The following is a 19034-nucleotide window of genomic DNA, read 5'->3' on the forward strand; positions in this document are numbered from 1 at the left end:
TGCTGCTTGAGCAGAAGGGGCGGGCTGTAGCTTTGGGAGAAAACGTATGGCGTTGTCGCAAGCCGCGCCGCGGCGACTGATGCATACCCGTGATGTTCGTTGCCAGGGATTTTTGCGTGAAGACGGTCTGTGGGATATCGAAGGCTTGATGCAGGACATCAAAACCGATGAAACCCCCAGCCCCGGCCGTTCTGCCGGACGCGTTGCCGCCGGTGACCCCTTTCACCTGATGCGGGTGCGGATGACAGTGGATCTGGATCTGCTGATTCATGCCATTGAAGTGGAGATAGCTTCTTCACCCTTCGATGGCTGCCCGAATATCAGTGACTCCTATCAGCAGCTGGTAGGCACCCGTATCGGCAAGGGCTGGAGCCGGGTCATGAAAGAGCGGGTAGGGGGCGTGCAGGGCTGCACCCATGTCAGCGAACTGCTGGTGCCGATGGCGACCACGGCATTTCAGACCACCTGGCATGCACGCCAGCAGCTGCAGGAAGGTGGTGATGGCAAGTCATCCGGCAATGGTCTGGTCAACACCTGCTACAGCTGGTCGGAGAATGGCGAAGCTGTAAGACGTTTTATCCCTCACCGCTTTATCGAAGCTGAACAGAACACCTGACAGGCGAGGCCGCCAGCGGCGCTCCGCGCTTGTCGTCAACACGATCTGCAGTGCGCTGGCTACCCGGCGCAGGCTCGCACCTTCGTGAACCCGTTTCTGGACAGGGCAGCCCATGCGCTTCCGTTAGCACGGAAGCACTGCCCGTCAGTCCACCGAACGACAAAAACAACAAGCGACTATGGAGATTTCCAATGGCCCTGCCTGATGCATTTCAACACCTGAGCCTGCCGCTGATTTCAGCCCCGATGTTTCTGGTCTCTGGCCCTGAGCTGGTGATCGAAGCCTGTAAGGCGGGCGTGATTGGTACCTTCCCGGCGCTCAATCAGCGCAGCAGTGAAGGGTTTGAGGAGTGGTTGCAGACCATCCGCTCGGCGCTGGATGAGTTTGAAGCCAGCACGGGCCGCAAGGCCGCCCCCTTTGGCGTCAACCTCATCGTGCATCAGAGCAACCCGCGTCTGCAGGCCGATCTGGCGCTGTGTGCCAAATACCGGGTGCCGCTGATCATCACGTCGCTGGGCGCGGTGGCGGAGCTGGTGGACGCCGTGCATGGCTACGGCGGTGTGGTGTTCCATGATGTGATTAATGTGCGTCATGCCAAAAAGGCAGCGTCAGCAGGCGTTGATGGTCTGATTGCGGTGTGTGCCGGAGCCGGTGGTCATGCGGGCACCCTCAGCCCCTTCGCGCTGGTGGGTGAGATTCGCCAGTTCTTCGACAAAACCGTCATCCTGTCAGGCTGCCTGTCCAGCGGGCAGGATATTGCCACAGCGCAGATGCTGGGCGCTGATATGGCCTACATGGGCACCCGTTTTATCAATACCCGTGAAAGTCAGGCGACGGACGATTACAAAGACATGATCGTTGCCTCGGCCGCCGGTGACATTGTCTACACCCAGGAAATCTCCGGCGTTCCGGCCAACTTCCTGCGCCCCAGTCTGGTGGCTGCCGGGCTTGATCCAGACAATCTGGCGCCGAAGAAAGACATCGATTTTGGCAAGGAGCTGCAGGCACCCAAAGACGGTGCCAAGGCCTGGAAGACCATCTGGTCTGCCGGGCAGGGCGTGGCCAACATTCACGATGTGCCGACCGTGGCCGAGCTGGTGCAGCGGTTACAGGATGAATATCAGGCGGCGGGCGAGCGCTTCAGTCGTCTGAGCCAGCGCTATGGTGTGGCGGCAGGCGAGGGCATCGCTGAAGGAGCAGCGCTATGAGCGACCAGATCAGTGTCAGCCGGGAAGCAGGCATCATCCGCATCCAGCTCAATCGCCCGGATAAAAAGAACGCGCTGACGTTTGCCATGTATCAGGCCATGACCAGCGCGCTGCTGCAGGCGGCCGATGAGGACGTGCGGGCGGTGCTGATCAGCGGTTGCGCTGACAGCTTTACCAGCGGCAATGACATTGGCGACTTCGTAGCGGCGGCCAGCCGGGACTCCGACGACATTCGCATCCCACTGGACTTTCTCCAGGCGCTGGCAGCCTGCCCGGTGCCGGTGGTCGCTGCCGTCAACGGCCTCGCTATTGGTATTGGTACCTCTCTGCTGTTGCACTGTGACTATGTACTGGCCAGTGACAGCGCGCGGTTACAGATGCCTTTTGTGCGTCTTGGGCTGGTGCCAGAAGGCTGCACCAGTTTGTTGATTCCGCAACTGCTGGGCCAGCGTCTGGCGTTCGAGCTGCTGGTGCTGGGCAATGGCATTGATGCCGAGCGGGCTGCACAGCTGGGGATCGTTAATCAGGTGGTGTCAGCAGAGCAGTTGTTGCCGGCAGCAGAGGCTGTGCTGGCGCAGATCAGTCAGCTGCCGCCGCAGGCTGTGCGGCTAAGCAAACAGATGCTTAAAAGCGCGCAGGCCGAAACCGTGTCCGCAGTGATCGAGTCCGAAGGGCAGCTGTTCAAGCAGCGCCTGTCCTCCCGCGAGGCTCAGGCCGCCTTTGCCGCCTTTGCCCAGCGTTCGGCGAAGTAACTCCTCTCTCTTCATCTGCGCACATAGCACCGGTTTCTGCATGAATACCGGTGCTGTGGTATGCATCCTTCATGTGATACGGCATACAAAATAAAAAGCTTTGGTTCATAAAAATACAGTTTGTAAGTTTTTGTTTATTTTTGGTTAAATGTCGGCTTCGTCAATCACGGATGGAACCTCAAGTGACCAATCACGACGCTACTCTCACCCCTCCCTCGACCCATGGCTTCCGCTTCAAAGGTACCGGTAAGGAGTATTTCGGTATCTGGATTGTGAATGTGCTGCTGTCGATCATCACGCTGGGTATTTACTCCGCCTGGGCCAAGGTACGCAGCAAACGCTATTTCTATGGCAACACCCAGCTGGCGGGTGATCATTTTGAGTATCTGGCGACGCCGATGCAGATTCTGATCGGGCGTATTATCGCGGTCGCCGCCCTGGCCTGCTGGAGCCTGCTCAATAACCTGCAGCCTGTGGTCGCCGGGGGAGTGGCTCTGATCTTTGCCTGCTTTATTCCCGTACTGGCGGTACGTAATCTGCGCTTTGATGCCCGTGTGTCGCGTTTCCGTAATGTCTGCTTTGATTTTCAGGGTAGCTATGCCGGGGCATATAAGGTGATGTTTTTCTATCCGCTGCTGGGTTATCTGGCAGTTGCTCTGGTGGGCGGCGCCGTAGGTATGCTGTCTTATGCCGGTGCCAATCCGATACTGGCTATCGTGCTGGGCAGTATTGCCGGTCTGGCCACCATGGTATGGGCCTATGCCTGGGTCACTGCCGCTTTGCACCGTTACATCATGAATAACTACTGGTACGGCAATCAGGCTTTTTCTGCCGAGATCCAGCAAGGGCAGTTTCTCAGGATTGCAATGGCCGCAGCACTGGTGTTTGTGGTGCTGGCAGCGGTGCTACTGGCCGTGCTGGGTGTGACCGGAGTGTTTTCCCTGAGTAGTCTGTCCAGCCTGACGACCGGGGGTGCTGAGTCGGGTGCCGGTATCTATACCCTGATGATCGTCTGTTACGTCGCCTTCGCGCTGGTGGGAGTGATCATCAGCAGCTACAGCCGTGCGCGGGTGCATAACTATGTGCTGTCACAGACCCGGGTGGCGGATCTGGCACTATCGTCACAGATGCCCGTCTGGGGCTTTGTCGGTCTGGTGCTGACCAACGTGCTGCTGACTGTCTGCACGCTGGGGCTGGCCTATCCGTGGGTTCGTGTACGCAGTGTGCGCTATGTCAGCGAAGCGCTGGCGGTGCAGGGTGATCTGTCGCTGCAGCAGGTGCATGGCAGCGCCGGACAGGGGCAGGTGGCTATTGCCGATGAGCTGAGCAATGCCTTCAATATTGAAGTCGGTGCCTTCTGATCATGCATGTTGTCAGTGGTCATCTGCTGGAGCCGGGGGCCGCTGCCCGGCATCCGGCGCAGCTGCACTGCGATCAGCACGCACTGGCCCTGCATAGTGAGGTGAAGAGCACGGAGTGTGGCTGGCATGCGGTGCAGGTGTCGGACGATCTGGGCTCGCTGCCCAGAACCCTGACGTTCAGTGATGGCTGGATTTTCACTCCGCAGGATGTGCCCGCCTTCAATCAGCTGTTGCATCAGTTACGCGGCCGTTCCTGGCTGCAGCGCCTAGAGGGTAGTCTGCGCTGGATTCTGCTGGCGATGATTGTCACCGTCGTTAGCGGCTTTGCGGTCTATCGCTATGGGGTGCCCTGGCTGTCTCGGGCTATTGCGCCCCATATGCCCATCAGCGTGCTCGAACTGATGGGCAAGCAGACGCAGGTGGTGCTGGATCATGCGGGCTTCACTCCAACCCAGCTGACGGTGCAGCGACAACAACAGCTGCAGCAGGCGTTCGCGCAACTGCTGGCAGAGCTGCAGCAACAGCACATGGCGTTCCGCGTGCCACCGAAGCTGGTGTTCCGTTCTTTCGAGCAGGGGCCGAATGCTTTTGCCCTGCCTGATGGGACAGTGGTACTGACCGACCAGATGGTGGCGCTGGCGCGCAATGACCGACAGTTGCAGGGCGTCTTGCTGCATGAGCTGGGGCATCTCTATCACCACCATATGATGACGCGACTGGTACAGAGTTCGATTCTTTCGGTGGCGGCAGCGATGATGATTGGTGATGGCAGCGGCGTGGCAGATACGCTGTCGGGTGCCGGGGTGTTTCTGATGACCATGAGTTATTCCCGCGACCATGAGCGCGAAGCCGATGCCTTTGCTGCCAGCGTGCTGATGACGCAGGATCACAACACCGAGGCGCTGGCCAGTCTGTACAGGCTGCTGCTGGCGGATAAAAAGGAAGGGGCGGTGCCCGTCTGGCTCAGCACTCATCCTGGCTTGCAGGAGCGGATCGAGGCATTGCAGCAGGCCCGGGAGTAACCTGTCTGTATGGTCACTTAGCGCCAGGTGGGCTGCTCATCTGGCGCTTCTTCCTTATGCCTGCCTGCTGCAATTTCCCTCATCTTCTTGCGTAGTGTTGCGTAATTTCCTTCATTGTTGAGTGTTGCATATAAGCATCTGCGCGTTCCCGAGTGGATATTGGCCAATGATGCACTCCTGCTGTATCTTTGCCGCGCGTCTCTTATGTCACCTGTGTTTCAATTAATTTAATTGTTGCGTCATGGTTGCTGCAGGGATCTGGATGAGTCTGCAGGAGGCGCGGTGTCCGGTGGTGAGGAGGCTCTCTTCCCACGGTATGCTGGCGTAGCCTGCTCCTCATGGCCGATGAATGTATCGGTGTCAGGGCAGTTGTTCGACTGCCGTCTATAGTCATTGTGTAGCCGCTTCTTATTTCTTTCAGCCGTGGTCTGACGGGTTTGCCTCTGTGCAGAGGCTGCCCCGTCAGGGCAGGGTGCTGATTCAGGGACTGCTTATGCTGAAAGCCTTGCTGTCTGCTCATTTCGCCAGAGACAACGTGATCTTTGCCATCAAGATGTTCATTGCCTCCATGCTGGCCTTGTATATCTCTCTGGCGATGAGCCTTGAGCGCCCGGCGTGGGCCATGGCCACGGTGTATATCGTCGCCAGTCCGCTGTCCGGTGCGGTAGCCTCCAAGGGCATCTTCCGTATTCTCGGCACCATCGCCGGCGGCGCTATGGCCATTGCGATTGTGACTTCACTGGTTAACTCGCCGGAGCTGATGTCGCTGGCCATGGCCTGCTGGGTAGGCTTTTGCCTGTTTGTCTCGCTGCAGGACCGCACCCCGCGCAGCTATTTCTTCATGCTGTCTGGCTACACGGCCGCCATCATCGCCTTTCCGGTGGTGGATAACCCGCAGCAGGTATTTATTACCGCCGTGGCGCGGATGGAGGAAATCATCCTCGGCATTGTCTGCGTGACCCTGGTCAGCCACCTCATCTTTCCCCGCCATATCGGCCCGGTGCTGGCCGGCCGTATTGATGGTGCGCTGGCTACCCTGAGCAAGGCCGCACGGGATATTCTGGCGCCGCACAAGGGCGATATCAGTGTAGTGGAAGACGTCAAACGTCTGGCTGCATCCATCAGTGAGCTGCATGGTCTGGCCATTCATCTCAACTATGAGCCGTCCTCCCTGCGCGGTATGACCCGCCCGTTGCAGGCCCTGCAGCATCAGATGGTGCTGCTGCTGCCGGTGCTGCTGGAAATCAACGACCGCATTAATCAGCTGCGCAGTCTGGAACTGAAAGCGCCGCAACCCCTGCGTGAACTGCTGGACGATATTCTGCAGTGGCTGGAGTCCAGCCATCGCCGTGATCTGACCCGGTCGGCTGAGTTTATCCGGCGCATCCGTGTGGTGGAGCAGGACTGTGTGCGTGAGTCACCCTGGCTGACGGCCATGGAACTGAGTGCTCTTTCGGCGCTGCGGACCTTTATCGAACGCTATGCCCAGTGCTGTCAGATGTGGCTGGATATTCGCAGTGGCAATATCGATATGGACCGCTATCCGCTGGGGGACAGCAAGGGGCGTTTTGATCTGCACCGGGATCGCGGGGCGGCCATGCGTTCCGGGATAGCGGCGGTGATCAGCGTGGGTCTGGCCTGTGCGTTCTGGTATGTCAGTGCCTGGAACATGGGCGGTACCTTCGCCATGATGGCGGCGGTAGGCTCGTCCATTCTGGCTTCCATGGATAATCCGGTGCCGGCGATGCTGAGCTTTGTACGCTATACCGTCGCCAGCCTGTTCTTTGTGTTCATTTATGTGTGCGGGGTATTTCCCGCTATTGATGGCTTCCCGCTGCTGGTGCTGGCGTTGGCGCCGGTGTACCTGTGGTTCGGCTCGATGCTGTTCAATCCGGCCAATACCCTGACCGCGTTGCCGATTCTGGTGAATACGGCGATGCTGCTCAATATCACCAATAACGAAACGCTGGACATGGCGGCACTGGCCAATTCTGCCGCTGCCATGGTGCTGGGCTTCCTGCTACCGGCGCTGGTGATCAGCTTTATCAGCGCCATGACCGCCGAGCACAGTGCCTGGCGCTTGCTGCGTCACAGCTGGCGTGATCTGGCGGAGGCGGCACGGGGTGAACATCTGTATTCCGCTGAGCACTTCACCCGCACCATGCTGGATCGTATCGGGCTGTTGTCTGCCCGGCTGGCCAGCGCGCCACGCCTGACGGCGTCGGCCCAGACCATCTGGGGTGAAAGCGCCCTCGGCACCCGCCTGACCATCCTGCAGCGACTGCATCCTGAACTGCCACCGCTGATGCAGGGACAGCTGCAGCGGCTGCAGGGCAATATCCATGATTATTACGCTGCCAAGGGCGAAGGGCGCAAAGCCGACCCGCGCCTGCTGGATGGCAGTCTGGCTGAACATCTGGTGGAGCAGCTGCTGCAGCTGCCCGTCACCGCCAGCCGACGGCAGGCGATGCTGATGCTGGTGGGGGTAAAGCGCTGCCTGGCACTGATTCAGCAGGCGGAACTGAATTCTCAGGCAGCGCCGACGGTGGTGTAAAACGCCACCGTTCGCAGGGCTGCTAATGATTGACGAGGGGTGGACAAGCCATGACGGGTGAGTCGGATATCTATGGTGTGTTTGTGCCCAGTCTGCTGGTGCTGGTGGTGGTGACCTATATTCTCCACCGCCTGCTTGGCTGGGGGCTGGCGAAAACCAGTGTGTATAAGTGGGTCTGGCATCCGGCGCTGTTTGATCTGGGCCGTTATGTGGTGCTGTTGTGGGTGGTAGACCGGGTATTACGACAAGGGGTGAGCCTATGAATACGGTTATGGCGGTGATCCGCGTCATTCTGACGCTGGTAGTGGTAGCGTTGGCCTGTCTCTGTGCCTGGCAGTTGTGGAGCTACTACATGCAGTCGCCCTGGACCCGCGATGGCCGCATCCGTGCCGACGTGGTGGAGGTGGCGCCTGATGTAGCTGGTCTGGTAGATCAGGTGGTGGTGAAGGATAACCAGGAAGTGAAGGCCGGCGACGTCCTCTTTGTGCTCGACCAGAAACGCTATCAGCTGGCGGTACAGCAGGCGGAAGCGGCACTGAAAAGTGCCGAGGCGCAGCTCGGCCAGGCACGGCGTGATCAGGCGCGTTATGACAGCCTGAGTAATCAGGTGGTGGCCCGTCAGCAGAAGGATCAGGTCAGCACGGCCAATCTGTCGGCGCAGGCGCAATATGCCGAGGCAGAGGCTGAACTGGCACTGGCCCAGCTCAATCTGGCGCGTACCGTGGTCAAGGCAGCGGTCAATGGCATCGTCACCAACTTCTCCCTGCGTCCGGGTAACTATGTCAGTGCCGGCAAGGCGGTGGCCGCGCTGGTGGATACCGATTCCTACTACGTCAACGGCTATTTTGAAGAAACCAAGCTGGAACGCATCCATATCGGCGACAAGGTCAGTATCGTGCCCATGGGCGATCACCTGACCCTGAACGGCAGGGTAGAAAGCATCGCTGCCGGTATCGAAGACCGGGAGCGCAGCAGCAGCTCTAACCTGCTGGCCAACATCAACCCCACCTTCAGCTGGGTGCGACTGGCGCAGCGGGTGCCGGTACGTATTGCGCTGGACAAGGACGATGCCGCCAAGGTGCGCCTGCTGGCGGGGCGGACCGTAACGGTGCGGGTGCTCTCTGAATAAGCGCGGTCTGCTTAGTGTTGCTTGTATAAGCGCTGCCAGAATAGCCCTGGCCGGAATCGCTACCGGCTCCTCTCCCTGATCAGTGCTGAACGAAATTGTCATTTCATGCTGCGCTGAGCAGCGGCGTGCTTTTCCCGATTTTCTCCTGTGTTTTGTTCTGCACTGCGCCATGCTGCCATCACTGAAGAGTGGTGGTAGTGGCCAGTGGCGCTGTTTTTTGCATTTAAGTGACTGTTTGTCAGCTATGTCGACGACCTTGTTTGCTGCAGGATGATGCCTTTTGTCAGTGACACTGGCCATTTTTGTTATTGTTCCCTGCGACTGCCGCACTAGTATGGAGCGATCACGTTAACCGCGTTCTGTGCAGTACCACGCGGGCATCGCATCACACCGGCTCACTTTGCTGACGCTAAAGAATAAGAAGGGGCTCTATGAAAGTCTTAGTCGCCGTCAAACGTGTCATTGACTACAACGTCAAAGTGCGGGTCAAGGCAGATCAGACCGATGTCGATCTGGCCAACGTCAAAATGGCCCTCAATCCATTCTGTGAAATCGCTGTCGAAGAAGCAGTACGCCTGAAAGAGCAGGGCGTGGCCACTGAGATCGTGGTGGTTTCTGTCGGCGATAAAGCCTGTCAGGAACAGCTGCGCACTGCGCTGGCTCTGGGGGCTGACCGTGCCATTCAGGTCGATGCCGCCAATGGTCTGGACTCCCTCAATATTGCCAAGCTGCTGGCTAAGCTGGTCGAGCAGGAGCAGCCCGGTCTGGTCATTCTCGGCAAGCAGGCTATCGACTCCGACAACAACCAGACAGGTCAGATGCTGGCGGCGCTGACCGGTATGCCTCAGGCAACTTTCGCCTCTGCCGTGGTGGTGGACGGTGACAAAGTCAGCGTCACCCGTGAAGTCGACGGTGGCCTGCAAACTCTCAACCTCAACCTGCCTGCCGTGGTGACCACGGACCTGCGTCTCAATGAGCCGCGTTATGCCTCGCTGCCCAACATCATGAAGGCCAAGAAAAAGCCGCTGGATGTGAAGACTCCGGCCGATCTCGGCGTGACGATCAAAAACCATGTACAGCTGTTGAAAGTCGAAGCACCTGCTGAGCGTCAGGGCGGTATCAAGGTCGCGTCGGTGGAAGAGCTGGTGGCCAAACTGAAGAACGAAGCCAAAGTGTTGGGGTGAGGAGCAGACGATGAGCATTCTGGTTGTAGCAGAACACGATAACCACAGCCTGAAACCGGCGACCCTCAATACTCTGGGCGCGGCACAGCAGCTGGGTAACGACATTACCGTGCTGGTCGCCGGTCAGCACTGCGGCGCGGTTGCCGAACAGGCGGCCAGAGCGGCAGGAGTGAGCAAGGTCATTCTGGCGGACTCACCCGCCTATGCCCGGCAGCTGGCGGAAAATATGGCGACCCTGATTGTGGCTCAGGCCGCCGGGCATGACTACGTGCTGGCACCCTCCACCACCACCGGCAAGAACGTCTTGCCGCGGGTGGCAGCGCTTCTGGATGTGGCGCAGCTGTCTGACATCGTCGCCGTGGTCAGTGCCGATACGTTCAAACGCCCGATTTACGCTGGCAATGCCATCGCCACCGTGCAGAGCCTCGATCCGGTGAAAGTGATCACCGTGCGCACCACCGCTTTCGACGCCGTGGCTGCCGAGGGCAGCAACGCCGCCATTGAAGCGGTAGACGCAGGGCAGGACTCCGGCCTGTCACGCCATGTCAGTGATGAAGTGGTGGTGTCTGACCGCCCTGAGCTGACTGCCGCAGGTATCGTGGTTTCCGGTGGACGTGGTGTCGGCTCGAAGGAGAATTTCGCGGTGATTGAATCGCTGGCCGACAAGCTCGGTGCGGCGGTGGGTGCGTCCCGTGCCGCCGTGGATGCAGGCTTTGCTCCCAACGATATTCAGGTGGGCCAGACCGGCAAGATCGTCGCACCTCAGCTGTATGTTGCGGTCGGTATTTCCGGCGCTATTCAGCATCTGGCCGGGATGAAGGATTCCAAAGTCATCGTCGCTATTAACAAGGACGAAGAGGCACCGATTTTCCAGGTGGCTGATTATGGGCTGGTAGCAGATTTGTTTACTGCATTGCCGGAGCTGGAAAAGCAGGTCTGAGCGCGTTGTTACGATCTCCCGATTTGCCCGCTACCAGACTGTGGCAACAGCGAGAGAGCGTGAACCGCTTGATACCCGCAGCAGTGTTCACAGGGACGGCGAGTCTGTCGCCTCCCTTCCAAGGCTAAAAATAAGAGGAACCACCATGGAGTTTTCAGGTCAGGCCATTCAGGTCTCCGCTCTGGGCGATGGCATCTATGAGGTGTGCTTCAATCTGGCGGGGGAGTCGGTCAACAAGTTCAACCAGACCACCCTCAACGAGCTGAAGGACGTGGCCGCTGGTCTGACCGCGACCGCAGGCATCAGGGGTGTACTGTTCAGCAGCGCCAAGGACGTGTTTATCGTCGGTGCTGATATCACCGAATTCAATCAGATGTTCTCGGCGTCCGAAGACGAGATCAGAGGCCACATCGCTGGCCTTAACGCCATCTTCAATAGCGTCGAAGATCTGCCTTGCCCCACCGTTGTCGCCATCAATGGTATTGCCCTCGGTGGCGGCTTCGAGATGTGTCTGTCCTGTGACTTCCGCGTCATGAGCGAGAGTGCCAGGGTTGGTCTGCCTGAAGTCAAACTGGGCATCTATCCCGGCTGGGGTGGCACCGTGCGTCTGCCACGTCTGATCGGGGCCGACAACGCCATCGAGTGGATCTGTACCGGTGCGGAAAAACGTGCTGATGCCGCCTTCAAAGACGGTGCTGTCGATGCCGTGGTCAGCGCTGACAAGCTGCGTGATGCGGCACTGGACCTGTTGCAGAAAGCCATTGCCGGTGAGTTCAGTCACAACGCCCGCCGTCAGGAAAAGCAGAACGCACTGCCGCTGTCCGAAATTGAAAAGATGATGGTGTTCGAGAGCGCCAAGGGTGTGGTCGGTGCCAAGGCGGGTCCACACTATCCGGCACCGATGGAAGTCATTGCTACCATCCAGAAAGCCGCTCGTCATGGTCGTGACAAGGCGCTGGACATCGAGTCCAAGGGCTTTGCCAAACTGGCCAAAACCTCAGTGACGGCGGCTCTGGTGGGGCTGTTCCTCAAGGATCAGTTCCTCAAGAAGCAGGCCAAAGCCTATGAAGCCAGCGCTCAGCCAGTAAAACAGGCAGCGGTGCTGGGCGCCGGCATCATGGGTGGCGGAGTGGCTTATCAGTCAGCGGTGAAAGGCACGCCGATCATCATGAAAGACATCGCGCCAAAGGCACTGGAGCTGGGCCTGAGCGAAGCCAACAAGCTGCTGCTGAAGCAGGTTGAGCGCGAGAAAATCACTGCCGAACAGATGGCGCGGACCCTCAACCAGATTACCCCGGCGCTGTCCTATGGTGAATTCGGCCATGTCGATCTGGTAGTGGAAGCCGTGGTAGAGAATCCCAAGGTTAAGAGCGCGGTGCTGGCCGAAGTGGAAGGCGTGGTGCGTGATGATGCCATCCTCACCTCCAATACCTCGACCATCTCCATCAGCCTGCTGGCGCAGGCGCTGAAGCGTCCGGAAAACTTCTGCGGCATGCACTTCTTCAACCCGGTGCACCGCATGCCACTGGTGGAAGTCATCCGTGGTGAGAAAACCAGCGAGAAGGCTGTAGCCACTACGGTGGCCTACGCCAGAGCCATGGGCAAAACCCCCATCGTGGTCAATGACTGCCCGGGCTTCCTGGTGAACCGCATCCTGTTCCCCTATTTTGCCGGCTTCTCCAAACTGATGGCCGACGGTGCCGATTTCCGTCAGGTCGACAAGGTCATGGAAGGTTTCGGCTGGCCCATGGGCCCGGCTTATCTGCTCGACGTGGTCGGTATTGATACCGCCTGTCACGCTGACAAGGTAATGGCAGCAGGCTTCCCCGACCGCATGGCCCATGAAGGCACCACCGTGATCGAGAAGCTGTATGAACTGGGCCGTTATGGTCAGAAGAACAGCCAGGGCTTCTATGTCTACAAGGAAGACAAGCGCGGCAAACCGAAGAAAGTAGTGGATGAGGCTGTTTTTGCCTTGCTGCGCGATATTACCGGCGAGCAGAAAGCCTTTGAGGCGGACGACATCATCGCCCGCATGATGATCCCCATGTGTATCGAAACCGCCCGCTGCCTGGAAGACGGCATCGTCAGCAGCGCCGCCGAGGCGGATATGGGCCTGATTTACGGCATCGGTTTCCCACCATTCCGTGGTGGTGCGCTGCAGTACATCGACGCCATGGGCATGGCGGCCTTTGTTGAGCTGGCGTCCCGCTATGCTCACCTCGGCAAGCTGTATCAGCCCACCGAGCGCATGCTGCAGATGGCACAACAGGGTGAAACCTACTACCCCGCAGCGACCCCAGCCAGCCACTGATCAGGTACGGAGAACAGAATAATGACAATGTCCAAACTTCAACCCAATGATGTGGTGGTGATCGACTGTGCCCGCACCGCCATGGGTAAATCCAAAGGTGGCGTGTTCCGCAATGTGCGCGCCGAGAATATGTCCGGTGAGCTGGTCAAGGCGCTGTTTGCCCGTAACCCCGGCGTTGACCAGAACGATGTGGAAGACCTGATCTGGGGCTGCGTCAACCAGACCAAGGAGCAGGGCTTCAACGTCGCCCGCTCGGTGTCGCTGCTGGCCGGGCTGCCCATCAGTGTGGCGGCGCAGACCGTCAGCCGTCTGTGTGGTTCATCCATGGCCGCACTGCATACCGCGGCGCAGGGCATCATGACCGGTAACGGCGATGTGTTTGTAGTCGGTGGTGTTGAGCACATGGGGCACGTCAACATGCTGCACGGTCTGGATATCAATCCGGCCATGAGCAAGCACGTCGCCAAGGCGTCCATGATGATGGGCGTCACTGCCGAGATGCTGGCGCGGATGCACGGTATTGGCCGCGAACCCCAGGATGCGTTTGGTGCCCGCTCTCACCAGCGCGCCATGGCGGCTACCCTGGAAGGGCGTTTTGACCGTGAAATTATCGGTATCGAAGGGCATGACGAGAATGGTTTCCGCAGCCTGATCAGCCGTGACGAAGTGATCCGTGACGGTGTGACCGCCGAATCACTGGCGGAGCTGCCACCGGCGTTTATTCCCAAGGTCGGAACGGTGACCGCGGGGACATCATCTGCCATTTCCGACGGCGCTTCAGCGATGATCCTGATGTCAGCCAAACGGGCTCAGGAGCTGGGGCTGAAGCCCATCGCCGTGATCCGTGCCATGGCGGTATCGGGTTGTGACCCATCCATCATGGGTTACGGCCCGGTGCCTGCGACCAAGAAGGCGCTGAAACGTGCTGGTCTGAGTATGGAAGACATCGACATTATCGAGCTGAACGAAGCCTTTGCCGCGCAGGCACTGCCAGTGCTGAAAGACCTCAAGGTGCTGGACAAGATGGACGACAAGGTCAACCTCAATGGCGGTGCCATTGCTCTTGGCCACCCCTTCGGCTGCTCCGGCACCCGTATCTCTACCACCCTGCTGAACGTGATGCAGCAGCAGGATGCTACCCTTGGTCTGGCTACCATGTGTATCGGTATGGGCCAGGGTATCTCCACCATCTTCGAACGGCTCTGATCGCTCGCTGTTCCCGGGTTACCGGGATGAGCGTAGGCCTCGAAGGCGCCCTTCCCGGCCTCTGTCTGCCCGCAATGGCAAGGCGGACAAAGGCGGGGAAGGGCGTCGGTGACCGGTCTGTCCCGCAGTCTGACGGGTCGCCTGCTCTGGCGGAGAATCGAGCTGTATCTCTGCCTGAGCATCCCTTGCTTTTGTTCGTTGAGTTGGCCATGGCGGCGGCAACCTCCGCCGACCATGGACTTATCCTGAGTTGACTGGTGTTTGTTGCCCCCGCCTGTCGGGGGCTTTTTTAGCTGCTGATCTGATCATGGCCTGACACGGCGCTGCCTGTCTCTGTCGCCTGCACGTTCTGCGCCGGCTCCTGCTCCTGCTCCTGCATCTCCTTCAGTCTGATCTGCCATACCCCTTCATGTTTTTCCATTTGCTGCACCTGAAATGGCGTATCGGGTGGAATCAATGCCTCTTCTTCGTCTTTATGCTGGGCAAAGGCTTTGATATTGACCGCTGAAGACGAGGAGAGTGTCAGTTCGACCCGGGTACCGGGAATAAAGGCTTTCTGTGCATTCAGTGAGGTACTCATAAAAGCACTGTCACGGTACGGACGCTCGGGTGAAAAGCGGCGATGTACTTCTTCATCGCTCATGTTCTTGCTGATACCCCGGTACAGCTGGCCGTCTGCCCGATGCTCCGCCGAGGCGGCCAGTTTCTGTAAACCCTGCTGTAACGCCCCGACGACGGGGACCACCTTGTCATTGTGCTGGTAACGCAGGTGGTGGTTGATGGCCGGATACAGGTTGGTGGTGTACAGCCGCACCGCGAGAAATTCATCGTCACTGAGTTTGGCCGCGCTGGCAGTGCGATCTTTAACCGCCAGCGACTCTCTGATCAGCTGCTCGGCGCGTGGCAGGTTGGCCATGCTCAGTTCACCGGCACAGGCCAGCCGCATGCGCTCTTCACGAATCACCCTGTGTAATGCCTGCTTCACGGGTGTGTCGGTCAGGCGGGAGGGGGTATCACCTCTGCTGGCGGAAGCTAGTTTGCTGCTGCCTGCTTTAGGGCTCACCTGTTGAGGATAATGCGATAGTTGCTGTTGGGTAGTGACCAGAACAGGAGGCTGCTGCAGAGCAGTTTGTCCCCTAAAACAGTCCAGAAAACATTTAGCCAGTGCGGCCAGTGGTTGAGGGAGGGCAAGTCCAGCTAACGTCTGGGTTGGTGTCTGGGTTGACGGGGTGTGAGTATTATTGATGGGCGGCAGTGCCATGTAGGCCTCCTTGTCTGTGATGGGGGATGTTTTGCTGTCGCGTTACTCCTGCTGCAACTGGGCAAAAAGATGCTGATGGGCCTGATTGTCGACAGTAAAGTCTTTGGCCCTGATGGGCTGGCTGAAGGGCTGGGTATAGAGGCTGTCGTCCCATTGTTCAGCAAGACCATGGGATGCTACGCCCAGGTTGACCTCCAGCAGGGAGTGATGATCATCCTGACCGTAATAGCCATAGGCGGCATAGCGCATCAGCTCCTTCAGTGCCTGAGGATCGTCTATGCCGAGCTGTTGCTGACAAGCCGGGGCAAGTAGCAGGCTGACGGCCAGCATACGTGACGCTGAGCCAGAGGGGCCGGCCAGTGTAGGCTTGTCGGCGGCAGCCGCTTTTTGGGCAAACTCACTATCGGGATTCACCTGCCAGACATGCCTGCCATAGCCGCGCAGCACCTGCAGTTGTTCGTCCGCAGGAGGGGGGATAGTGAATCCAACACGCGTCTGCTGGCCAGGATGATTGACGGGATTGTGCCGGTGATAGGCTAGTTCCTGCTGGCTGATCTGGCCCAGTGTCAGCTGGTGTGCAGGCATATACCGGGCTTTGCCTGTTTCAGTGCGGCTATCCGCCATTTTCCCCGCCCAGCCTTCCATCTGGTAGAGCGTTTTGCCGTTAGCCTGCAGGTAGCTGAGGTCAAGCAGATGCTGGAGTCGCTGTGACTGTTCGGGCTGATCCAGCAGCTGATTGAGCAGGCCCTTGAACGTGTCGCTCAACAGCATGTTCAGAGCCAGTGTGCCCTGCTCACGCAGCGAGCCATTGTGTAAGGTACGACGCAGGGTCACCGGGTTCCAGCCGACGCTGCCGACCACATCGAAGCGCGGGCTAAGTACACCGCTGCCACGGCGGTTGCTGTCGTGGGGGCGTGAGGCAGCTTGCACAATATCAGCCCAGCCTTTGATCTCGCCGCGGCAGGCGATGAACAGCTGCACGATGGACTGGCTCAGTGCGGCCATCGTAGTACGCGCAGCAGGATGGCCAGCGATGTGTTCGGTCAGCGCTTTTTCCACTGTTTTATTCTTTTCTAGATGGCTGGTGTCAGTGGGGTGTTTGGCAGGGGCAGACGATGACACTGAGGTCGGTAAAGAGGAGTCAAGTGGCAGAGCTTCAGTGGAAATAGGGTTGATCATGTAACGTTGCCTCGCTGCTCATCCTTGCCGTGATGGTCTCAACTATCGTGGTTATCGTTGTCGACGGTCTGTGGTATTTCCTCTAGGTCGATATGCCAGGTATCGAGTTGCTTTTCCATATGGCTAACATGAAACGGTGTATTAGGGAGGATTAAGGCTTCTTTTTCGTGTGGAAAGCGAGCAAGAGGACTGATATTGACGGCTGAATGCGAATGAAGGCGAAGGCTTACCCGGCTAGTCATGCTGTTCGCAATGCTGGGATCGGTAGTCGTGCTCATAATGGCCTGATCACGATAAGGCTTTTCAGCGTTAAAACGCTGCATGATTTCACTGTCAGGCATTCTTTTCTCTATGCCGCGATAGAGAGTGGTGTTCACCTGATAGTCGGGATGCTGTGCCAGTTTGGCTAAGCCATCCTTTAGTGCATCAACAACAGGCTGGACTTCTGGATTAGGCTCATAACGAAGATGGTGATTGATGGGGCGGTACAAATTGGTGGAGTACAGATGAATAGCCAGAAATTCGTCATCCGTCAGCATGGTTGCCTGGGGGGTGGTATCTTTCTTTTGCAGCGCATCGTGAATCATCTCTGGCCCCGATGTGAGGCCTGAACTGAAGTCGCCAATACCCTGGCTGGCAAGACGTTTGATCTCTTGTTCCACAATACGATTGATGGCGTGTTTCATTGGTGAGCCATGTAATCGTTGACTGTTTATTGAGCTTGGATAATCACGCTGGATAGTGGTTGTTACCATGGGGTCTAACGATGTCTGATGTGCTTTGCCCGGTGTAAAGCAACAGAGTAGTGATTTCAAAAAAGAGGCTGAATTGCTTTTATCAGTGTGTTGTACAGCGGGACTTTGTATATAGGAGCTCTGTTGAGCGGACGATAATGAATTAATAGGCATTTGGGTGTACCTGTTACTCGGGGGTAGGTAATTCAGGCATTTCCTTCAGCTTGATATGCCAGCGACCGGAGTCGGTCTTGTCCCTGGCAGTGACCAGAAAGGGCGTGTTGGGCTGGAACAGGGCTTCCTGCTCGTCTTTGCTCATCGACAGCGGTGCTATTCTGACGGCGGACTGGCTTTCAATCTCCAGCAAGGGGCTTTTCTGATAGCGCTGCTGTATGTCCGTGGCTTTTTTGTTCTTCACCGTCAGGGTGGTAAAGGAGGCGGAAACCAGCGAAGGATCCTCTGATGCGCTGACAAAGGTTTTGTCACGATAGAGGCCGTGGAGCTGAAAGTTGTTGTGAATAAACTGGTCGCTGACACTTTTATTGATGCCCCGGTAGAGGGTGGTTTGCGCCACATTGTCCGGGTTCTCCGCCAGCCGTCGGAGGCCATTCTGCATGGCACCGACGACCAGCTGCATATCTGCACTGGGATTACCGTCGCGCAGCTGATGATTGACCGCCCGAAACATCGTTGAGGTATACAGCCGCAGGCTTAGAAACTCATCATCCGGCATTGTTGCCAGCGCCGGGTTAGCATCCTTGCGCTGCAGGGCGACACGGAAGGTATCTTCGGCGGACACGCCATAACCAAAGCGCGTCATTTCGCGCGCCAGTGCCTGTTTGACCGGCGTATCGTTATAGCGGCTGGGTGGCGTGCTGATATGACCGGGAAAGGCAGCGAGCTGACTGGTATGTGTCGCGGTGGTTGCCGGGCTGTGTTTAGACGATGATGCGCTGAACAGTTTCCCCAGCTTGGTGAGCACACTGCTTTTCCCTTTGCTCTTGGCCACCGCTGAGCTGAGCTCCGGGTGCAGGGGGCTGGCCGTTGGGGAGACTGAGGGCGTTTTCATGGTTGCAGCTCCTGACGTTTGCTCAGACCTGCACCTGCTGTGATCTGGGCACGGTTCAGGCCGGCCTGCTGATCCTGACGAAAACGACGGATGCTGTCCTGCAGCTGAGCACACAGCTGGTGCAACTGCTGCAGTACCTGCCCTAGTGGTTCGGCGTCGCTGCTGATCAGGCTGTGGCAGTAGCGCAGGCACAGCAGTCGCTGCTCGATATCCAGCGCGATACTGGCATTAAGGGTGTGGGCAGGCGACAGATTCAGGTGCAGCGCCAGTGCCAGCAGACGGCCATCCTGCTCCGGATCGATGTGGGTCAGGGAGTGAATGATAAACACGCTGTTACCCTCTCCGCCGGGCACCAGCAGGCATTCACTGCCTGCGCTCAGTGGCCACAACAGATGACCTTCCTGACGCAATGCCTCCAGTTGTGCAGGATCGGCGCCGAGGGGGCGCAGGGCATATTCGAGGCGTTGGGTCGGATAGTTGTCCATTTCGGTTCCTCTGTTTGGCG

At 58.2% G+C, this 19034-nt stretch carries 17 protein-coding genes; 12 read left to right on the plus strand and 5 right to left on the minus strand.

The window, feature by feature from the left end; translation table 11 throughout:
• Positions 1-46: 46 nt before the first annotated feature.
• From QCD60_RS15100 to fadA, 12 genes are all read left to right on the plus strand, one after another.
• A complete protein-coding gene (locus QCD60_RS15100; RefSeq protein ID WP_279786658.1) occupies positions 47-616 on the plus strand; it encodes a DUF2889 domain-containing protein in 570 nt (189 codons plus the stop codon).
• A 191-nt stretch (positions 617-807) separates the two neighbouring features.
• Positions 808-1824 (plus strand): nitronate monooxygenase family protein, encoded by a 1017-nt coding sequence (locus tag QCD60_RS15105; protein WP_279786660.1) that lies wholly within the window; start codon positions 808-810, stop codon positions 1822-1824.
• Complete coding sequence (locus QCD60_RS15110; protein WP_279786662.1) at positions 1821-2576, plus strand: enoyl-CoA hydratase-related protein; 756 nt, start codon at positions 1821-1823, stop codon at positions 2574-2576. The genes QCD60_RS15105 and QCD60_RS15110 overlap by 4 nt, the downstream gene beginning before the upstream one ends.
• Positions 2577-2758: 182 nt before the next feature.
• The gene (locus QCD60_RS15115) at positions 2759-3937 is read left to right on the plus strand and encodes a YjgN family protein (RefSeq protein WP_279786664.1); all 1179 of its coding nucleotides are present in this window, start codon (positions 2759-2761) and stop codon (positions 3935-3937) included.
• Between the two features lie 2 nt (positions 3938-3939).
• On the plus strand, positions 3940-4959 hold the full coding sequence (locus QCD60_RS15120; protein ID WP_279786666.1) for a M48 family metallopeptidase: 1020 nt from the start codon (positions 3940-3942) through the stop codon (positions 4957-4959).
• A 493-nt stretch (positions 4960-5452) separates the two neighbouring features.
• Positions 5453-7513, plus strand: a complete 2061-nt coding sequence (locus QCD60_RS15125; RefSeq protein WP_279786668.1) for an FUSC family protein — start codon at positions 5453-5455, stop codon at positions 7511-7513.
• Positions 7514-7563: 50 nt separating this feature from the next.
• Positions 7564-7776: a DUF1656 domain-containing protein gene (locus tag QCD60_RS15130; RefSeq protein WP_104154331.1), complete on the plus strand. Its 213-nt coding sequence runs from the start codon at positions 7564-7566 to the stop codon at positions 7774-7776.
• A complete protein-coding gene (locus QCD60_RS15135) occupies positions 7773-8642 on the plus strand; it encodes an HlyD family secretion protein (RefSeq protein ID WP_110185699.1) in 870 nt (289 codons plus the stop codon). The genes QCD60_RS15130 and QCD60_RS15135 overlap by 4 nt, the downstream gene beginning before the upstream one ends.
• 431 nt (positions 8643-9073) lie before the next feature.
• Positions 9074-9826: an electron transfer flavoprotein subunit beta/FixA family protein gene (locus tag QCD60_RS15140; RefSeq protein WP_104154328.1), complete on the plus strand. Its 753-nt coding sequence runs from the start codon at positions 9074-9076 to the stop codon at positions 9824-9826.
• Positions 9827-9836: 10 nt separating this feature from the next.
• Positions 9837-10766 carry an FAD-binding protein gene (locus tag QCD60_RS15145; protein ID WP_279786673.1) on the plus strand — a complete coding sequence of 310 codons (930 nt, stop codon included), beginning with the start codon at positions 9837-9839 and terminating at the stop codon, positions 10764-10766.
• 145 nt (positions 10767-10911) lie between these two features.
• Positions 10912-13080, plus strand: coding sequence for a fatty acid oxidation complex subunit alpha FadB (gene fadB / locus QCD60_RS15150; protein ID WP_279786675.1), 2169 nt, complete (start codon positions 10912-10914; stop codon positions 13078-13080).
• Between the two features lie 27 nt (positions 13081-13107).
• Entirely contained in the window at positions 13108-14286 is a 1179-nt protein-coding gene (fadA, locus tag QCD60_RS15155) for an acetyl-CoA C-acyltransferase FadA (protein ID WP_279786677.1), read from the plus strand.
• A 289-nt stretch (positions 14287-14575) separates the two neighbouring features.
• Here the strand turns inward: fadA and QCD60_RS15160 are convergent, their stop codons facing one another.
• The 5 genes from QCD60_RS15160 to QCD60_RS15180 are packed head-to-tail and all read right to left on the minus strand — an operon-like array spanning position 14576 to position 19014.
• Positions 14576-15547: an ADP-ribosyltransferase domain-containing protein gene (locus QCD60_RS15160; protein WP_279786679.1), complete on the minus strand. Its 972-nt coding sequence runs from the start codon at positions 15545-15547 to the stop codon at positions 14576-14578.
• 42 nt (positions 15548-15589) lie between these two features.
• Positions 15590-16726 carry a type III effector gene (locus QCD60_RS15165; protein ID WP_279786681.1) on the minus strand — a complete coding sequence of 379 codons (1137 nt, stop codon included), beginning with the start codon at positions 16724-16726 and terminating at the stop codon, positions 15590-15592.
• Positions 16727-16764: 38 nt separating this feature from the next.
• Positions 16765-17634, minus strand: a complete 870-nt coding sequence (locus tag QCD60_RS15170; RefSeq protein WP_347950209.1) for an ADP-ribosyltransferase domain-containing protein — start codon at positions 17632-17634, stop codon at positions 16765-16767.
• 13 nt (positions 17635-17647) lie between these two features.
• A complete protein-coding gene (locus tag QCD60_RS15175) occupies positions 17648-18529 on the minus strand; it encodes an ADP-ribosyltransferase domain-containing protein (protein ID WP_279786683.1) in 882 nt (293 codons plus the stop codon).
• Positions 18526-19014, minus strand: coding sequence for a CesT family type III secretion system chaperone (locus QCD60_RS15180; protein WP_279786685.1), 489 nt, complete (start codon positions 19012-19014; stop codon positions 18526-18528). Before QCD60_RS15180 ends, QCD60_RS15175 begins: the two co-directional genes overlap by 4 nt.
• Positions 19015-19034 lie beyond the last annotated feature (20 nt).

It is taken from the genome of Pokkaliibacter sp. MBI-7 (genome assembly GCF_029846635.1).
In the GTDB taxonomy this organism is placed as follows: Bacteria; Pseudomonadota; Gammaproteobacteria; order Pseudomonadales; family Balneatricaceae; genus Pokkaliibacter.